Raw genomic sequence first — 6,574 nt, 5'->3', positions numbered from 1 at the left:
TTCCGCCGGCGGACATGAAGAACGCGATGCAACGGCTGGTCAACGAGATGAGAGGGCGATGAGCAAAATAAAAAAACGCGAATAATACTTCAGAGGAACTGTGGCAACGACAGGTATAAGAAACGGTGTGTGAGGCTGCAAATCCTCTGCAGTGCAATCAATGTCGGCCATCACGGCTTGCATTTTCAAGTGCAAATGTTTGTGTCGCTGGACACCCGACAGCTTCCGAGTGCCGTTATATGTGTCGGACGACAAGAACAGCCGATTCAAACCCGCATAGAATGCGGGTTTTTGCTTGCATTCGGACAAGTTCTTATCGCGGACGAACGACAAGAGCTTGACCCTTTTGTAGACGTGAGACAAGAACTTGTCCCTGTATATAAAAGATACAATTTACTTTAGATGACTATTACGGTACCGATTCGGTGTAAGCCCGGTGACTTTTTTGAATATACGACAGAAGTACGATAAATTGGGTATTCCGACGATCGAACAAACGTGTTGTATGGATATAGAATCAGTCTCTAAGAGCCAACAAGCTTGCCTGATTCTTCGAGCGATTAAATAGTCGGTTATGCTGCTCCCAGTTTTTTTACGAAATAAATGGGAGAGATGATGCTTTGACAGATGGAGTTCCTTCGCTAACCGATCCAGGTCGAAGGGCTCGCTATAATGCTCTTCCACCCACTGTAATACTTTTTCTGCATGACTTTCCTTACGTGGGGTTCTTTGAAAAGAGTTGTCCTCAGTTATGGATTCAAGGTAATCCAGAATATTGATTAGCAAAGGTGCTGCAATATCGACCTCATTACTTGCATTCCGGTTAGGAATCTTCTTATGGAAGCGCTCAAGTATGGCGGAGATATAGGTATCCTCATCGTTCATATGGAATACCTGATTATAGAGCTCGTCCTTCCACATATGTTCAAAAAAACGATGAATCTGTGGAAACATCATTAAAAAAGGAACGAAAGATGTAGGTTCAAAGATCAGTACTGAGCGTTCATACGGTGATTGATCGCTGACCTCAAAATGCACTCGGTGAAGCTGAAAAGGTTGGATAAAAATAATGCATCCTGAGTCCAAAGGGTACATCTTGCGGTTTATAACTAAATGTCCTTTACCTCGATGTACAAATAAAATTTCGATCCCTCGATGATAATGATAGGTATCTTTAAAGCTTACTGCAGATAAATGTCTGTATTTAAATCGGAATTGCTTATTTTGTAATATATCGTCTGTGAACGGCAATACACCCATTCCTCCTCATAAACACTTGCGCCAATAAATATAACAATACAGTGCTATTTTTCAACAATCAAGTTTATACTTTTATTGAAAAGATTGAATTAAAATAACATCAACGATCGTGTTTATGTACAATGATGCTATTAACAACGATTTATGGATTATGCATGATGGGACACCTGATGACGTCATCAGAGGGTCTCATTAACTGGAGTTCATTTTTGAAAATTTTTTGGTTTTCCAGACTAGAATAGGAGGAGGTTAATGATACCGATCCCGAGTATTTATTTGATTGACGAAATGCCTGTTGAGGAGAAACAGGATATCTTGGCACATTTACTGACTATTTTTCAATTAAAACATTTGTGTAACATTTGGGAAATCAGCATCGCTACTTATTATAGATATACCAAAAGATGGGGCTTAAATTTACCAGAAATCCAACAAAGAAAAAAGGCCCTCGTAGATAAGAAAAGAATATCTATTCCCATAGGCAGCCTCTTGACGTGCGTTGAAGAAGTCATGGAGAGTCATGAGTTAATCCGTCTGCTCAACATGTTTCATGATTCACTTGACATGACGAAAAGCGAGTATCAAGTCGATGTCGATATAACGAAGCTCTCAGACCCGGAGGTAAAGGCACGTCAAGATATATTAGATCGCATTTTTAAATCGATACCAGACAAGCTTTCAGGCCTTGCTCACTGGATGACTAATTATGAATATCCAATTAATTCATTACATTCATGTTCTTTAAATACAAGAGGTTTATATGCTTTGCTTGGTTTACTTGAATCTGTTCATGATTCGCTGGAGATGAAAGAGGGACAGTACCAAATTGAGATTGGGTTAAGTAAAATTTCTTCTATTGACCATGAACAACACCATTTATTGGCCCCTAACAATTCAAGACCACAACCGGAGAAAAAACAAGTTACTGCGCTTGCATACTGGATATCTAATTATGAATTCCCTAATGATTTGCTGCCTTCTCCATCATTCGAAGCACAGGGGCTACTTGCTTCATTTGAGCATATGAAACTACCAATGATTAGGGACTTGAAACCAAAAAAATACTTTAAAGACGTTAATAGCTTTAATGAAACCAAGAATGTTTTGTTTTATAATGAATCCAGTAGAGAGGAAGAAAAAATAGTATATCGCTTCAGCGGGTCTTGCACGTTTTTTGAATTATTACAGGATTTGAAAACCATGGTGCGATTCTTTACCCATATGAAAGGGCTTCTACGTGTTACGATCAGTATCAGTTAAAATGAGCCATTTTTTTTGGCTTCAAAACGACAGCGGCAGTCTAGAACTGAACTGCACCCCGTCAAGTAGACAGTACAAATAATAAAAATCAATTAAGCGGCCTTGGTCCTAAATTCCATCGGACTGAGGCCGTTTAGTTTTGCTTGTAACCGTTCATTATTGTAAAAGTGGATGTAGGCCTCAATGTCCCTCTTAAGCTCCTCAAAAGTATGGTACGTGTGCAAATAATACTTCTCACATTTCAAGGTCCCCCAGAAAGATTCCATTGGACCGTTATCGATGCACCGCCCAACACGGGACATACTTTGAATCATTTTGTTGTCATCTAAGAGTTTCTTAAAGCCCAAGGAGGTGTATTGGTAGCCTCGATCGCTGTGAAGCATAGGGCTGCTTTCTGGAGCTGCTTGCAAGGCCAGGTTCAACGTCTGGAATACAAGTGGATTGTTATTGGAACGCCCTAATACATAGGAGACGATGGATTTATCATGAAGATCGAGAATAGCGCTCAAATACGCTTTCTGACCATTGCCGTACTTGAATTCCGTTACATCGGTGAGCCACTTTTCATTCGGAGCATCAGCATGGAATTTACGGTTTAGTAGGTTCTCCGCCACCTGCTGCGGCGTGGCGTTCGTGTACTTCTTTTTCTTTCTCCGGATAACAGACTGGATTCCCATTACCTTCATTAACCGCTCTACGCGCTTATGGTTAATGGTTTTTCTGGTTTGTTTTCGCATATGCAGGGTTAATTGACGGTATCCAAAGGTGCGCTCCATGCGATTTAGCCACTTGTAATAGCTTGAGCGCGCAATTCCTGCAATTTCGCATAGAAGTTGAACGCTAATTGATGCATCCTTTTGAAGTGCTTGGATGGCAAGGTAAATCATTTCCTGTCGTGTTTGATTTAGCGTCACCTTCTTTCGAGTTCCTCTAACTTTTTTAAGAATGCATTTTCCGCCCGAAGTCGCTCAATTTCGTACTCCATCTTCTTCATCTTGAGTTTCTGTTGATCGGCCTCCGTTAACTCTTTTGAAGCTTTCTTTCTCCCTCGGCCATCCTTTAACGCATCCTGACCGCCATCTTCGAACTTCTTCACCCATTGATATACTTGCTGGTAGGAGACCTGAAACTGTCCCGCTGTCTTTTGGTAATCATGTTGATTGGTCAGGCAATACTGGACAATCTCGATCCGTTCTTGCCAAGTCGTAGAGCGACCTTTTGTCATAGCTTTTGCTTCCCCTTTATAGGCTTTTAAGCTGCTATGACCATTATACTTGTTAATCCAATTGAAAAGCTGTCTCGTACTAGCAATCTTGTATTTATCGATGATCTGGTACTGAGACAATCCCCCCGCAAGGTAATCCTTCACCGCTTGGAGCTTAAGCTCAGCACTGTAGCTTTGAAGATGCGTACGGCGCTCCAGCCCTTCATATCCATACGTTTTGTACCGACGCTGCCATTTCATTAAAGTCGTCTTGTTAATCCCATATTTCTTCGCAGCTGCCAGAAAACCAATTTCCCCATTCGATACTTCTTCGAGAATGGCGAGTTTCTCCAAAGCATTATATTTTCCTCTAGACATGAAAAAGCTCCCCTCACAGTAGCAGGCTTTTTATTATTTCACCTGTCTACCGTATGGGGAGCATATCAGTCCTAGACTGCCGCTGTTTTATTCAATTAACGTATCCGTTAGGTCAATGTTCCAGTTGTTTCTTTAGAAACTAATTGTTCAAGAGAGATTGGGTAAATTGATTTGATTAGTTCTAAGACGGCTTTTGCGTAGTCCTGAATTTCTTTTTGAGCATCATGCTCTAATCGTTGTACCAAGAAATGGGCAACCGATTGAACGGAGGCGGTCCAATACCATCGGACGTACATTCCATATGAGGGTAAAAACAGTCGAGCTTGCTCAGCACAAATTCCATCTGCTAATGCCTGCTCATACTTTTTCATTCCTAGCTCGATATATTCCAACAATTCCTGTGTATGTTTCTCACCAAGTTCCCAGGAAATTATGCCTCCACTGCCCTGTTTGGAGTTCTCGGGTTTTGATCTCCATTCATCCGCTTTTGGGGTATAGAATACTGGTTCTTCGGTTATGTACCGGCGACTCGATTCGTTCCAGGCATCTAAACTATCGCCTGTGCCTTCATAATGAGCCGAACCAACTACATACTTCCACCACTGTCTAGCGACCATCAGTGGTGCGTACACCTCAAATTGTGCGATAGCATGACGAAAAGGTGATGTATGGCCTTCACGAGCCAGAAATTTAATGAGTTTTATATCTCGCTCGCTAAGCTCTAACGACTCCTTGGCATATGAGACACGGGCAGCATTAACAACGGTTAAATCGGATCCCATGTGATCTACAAGCCGTACGTAACCTTCATTAAGCACTTTTACAAATGACATCTACTTTCCCCCTTTATGATATTACCAATTTCTTCATTAGGCTGCTATTTCCTGCAAAGGTTAAACTGAATTTTCCTCCCAATAGCTTAATAAAACAAGGAGCAGCTGCAGCGGCAATCTGCACCTTGCTTCGTTAATCTATCGTATCCGTTTAGCTTAACCCAATGGTGCTTATGTTCTACTCAATCTTAGAAAATTATTAACCACTTCAGCTATTTTTTTCCATTATTTATTTCAACTAGACGCCTCAATTTTAAATCCCACACACAAACAAATTCAATGCTAAACACAGCGGATTTTTAGGTGAATATTAAAGTCGTATTGGACTAGTCGTTACATTCAATAGCCTATCGCTTATATGAGCGGTCTCAAGGGCGACGGATGGATTCCGCAACTTGCTCCTTTTTCCCGTTCGCGAATATTATTTCCCTCTATCGTGCGGAACCGTGACGGTGGACGTGCCGGTCGTCACATGTCCCGCCTTGTCAGAAGCCGTATAGGTGATCGTATAAACGCGCCCCGGTCCACCCCCGGATCTTTCGGCTTTAAGCAGAAACTCCGTATCGTATTTTCCGTATTCCGCTTCTGCCATACATTCGGGGTCTAGCTCGTTGCATACGATAGAATCAAGCGTGACCGATCTAATGCCGGATATACCGTCAGCCGCGTTCACCGTCATCTTGATCGGTACCATCGTGCCGTTGGGCGGCCAAAGCTCCGGCCGATCCGGCACGATGTTAATTGTCGGAGCCGTCTTGTCGATCAGCAGAGCAACGCTGTGCGTCTCCTCCATATTTCCCGCCCGGTCTATGCTGCGGTATTCAAGCGTGTTGGTCCCTTCGGAGGCGACGGCGATGGCGCCTCCGTACGTCTTCCACTCCCCGCCGTTCAGGCGGTATTCCGTGCGTACCACACCGGACAAGTTGTCAGAAGCGTCCAACGTCACCATGACGTCGGTCGTGTACCAGCCGCTATCGCCATCAGGCTCCCCGGGTTCGATGGAAGCCCTCGTCATCGGTGCAGCCATGTCCGGTTGGATCGCGGACAGTGTCATCGTGTAGGACAACGAGCCGCTCGTCTGCAGCGTCAGCATATGCATGCGGTAGTCGTAAATACGGTAGCTTTTCCTCACGAGATTGGCTTCCGCCCCGCTATCGAAGACGATTTCCAGCACCGCATTTCCGCGGACGACCTTGACGGTTCCGCTGTCCACCGTTACGCTATCTTCCGGCCCTATCATTAACGGCAAGTACTCCACAAATTCATCCTGGTGATTGACTTGTACCGAGATGCCGTTCTCGAGGAACGTAACGGTTTTTGTCCCGTTATTCCCCAGGTTGTACTGAACTTCCATATTCCCCTGGGCAATATCACCATGTCCGACAGTCGGTTGAATCGGCTGCCCGTTGATCTTATATGTCGGCAGCACGTTCCCGTTCTCGTATACCCGGCCGGCCGTTGACTTCTTCGTCCCCCACGACAATCCGCGGTTCGATGATGACGACGAATCTTCCGTCTGGCTGGACAGCATGATGCCGCCTTTTGGATGCCACAGAAGTCCAAGACCGAACGATTGCGTATTCGACTTTCGCGGACCCGCATTAAACGCCGCATAATAGTCCGGTCTCCGCATGTACGT

At 43.9% G+C, this 6,574-nt stretch carries 6 protein-coding genes; 2 read left to right on the top strand and 4 right to left on the bottom strand.

The genetic code is table 11. The annotated features are described in order from the left end of the window. Nucleotides 1-129: 129 nt before the first annotated feature. Nucleotides 130-402, top strand: coding sequence for a hypothetical protein (locus ABES02_RS29525; RefSeq protein WP_430141561.1), 273 nt, complete (start codon nucleotides 130-132; stop codon nucleotides 400-402). On the opposite strand, the gene ABES02_RS29520 is transcribed toward ABES02_RS29525, so the two are convergent. Next, a complete protein-coding gene (locus tag ABES02_RS29520) occupies nucleotides 394-1,251 on the bottom strand; it encodes a helix-turn-helix domain-containing protein (RefSeq protein WP_430141559.1) in 858 nt (285 codons plus the stop codon). The genes ABES02_RS29525 and ABES02_RS29520 overlap by 9 nt on opposite strands. A gap of 261 nt (nucleotides 1,252-1,512) precedes the next feature. Between ABES02_RS29520 and ABES02_RS29515 the strand changes: the two genes are divergently transcribed. Continuing rightward, nucleotides 1,513-2,520 (top strand): hypothetical protein, encoded by a 1,008-nt coding sequence (locus ABES02_RS29515; protein WP_430141558.1) that lies wholly within the window; start codon nucleotides 1,513-1,515, stop codon nucleotides 2,518-2,520. A gap of 92 nt (nucleotides 2,521-2,612) precedes the next feature. Here the strand turns inward: ABES02_RS29515 and ABES02_RS29510 are convergent. The 3 genes from ABES02_RS29510 to ABES02_RS29500 form a co-directional block, all read right to left on the bottom strand. Then, nucleotides 2,613-4,102 (bottom strand): IS3 family transposase gene (locus ABES02_RS29510; RefSeq protein WP_430141556.1). Its coding sequence is split into 2 segments (ribosomal slippage): nucleotides 2,613-3,472 and nucleotides 3,472-4,102, totalling 1,491 coding nucleotides; the frame shifts between segments, so codons are not numbered across the junction. Between the two features lie 107 nt (nucleotides 4,103-4,209). Beyond that, a complete protein-coding gene (gene thyX, locus ABES02_RS29505) occupies nucleotides 4,210-4,935 on the bottom strand; it encodes an FAD-dependent thymidylate synthase (RefSeq protein WP_430141554.1) in 726 nt (241 codons plus the stop codon). A gap of 421 nt (nucleotides 4,936-5,356) precedes the next feature. After that, nucleotides 5,357-6,574, bottom strand: a 1,218-nt coding sequence (locus ABES02_RS29500) for an OmpL47-type beta-barrel domain-containing protein (RefSeq protein ID WP_430141552.1), incomplete at its 5' end; no start/stop codon positions are given.

The organism is Neobacillus pocheonensis (assembly GCF_050477905.1).
In the GTDB taxonomy this organism is placed as follows: Bacteria; Bacillota; Bacilli; order Bacillales; family Cytobacillaceae; genus Neobacillus; species Neobacillus pocheonensis_A.
The sequence above is the reverse complement of the archived record's forward strand: the minus strand, read 5'-3'. Positions and strand labels throughout refer to the sequence as shown.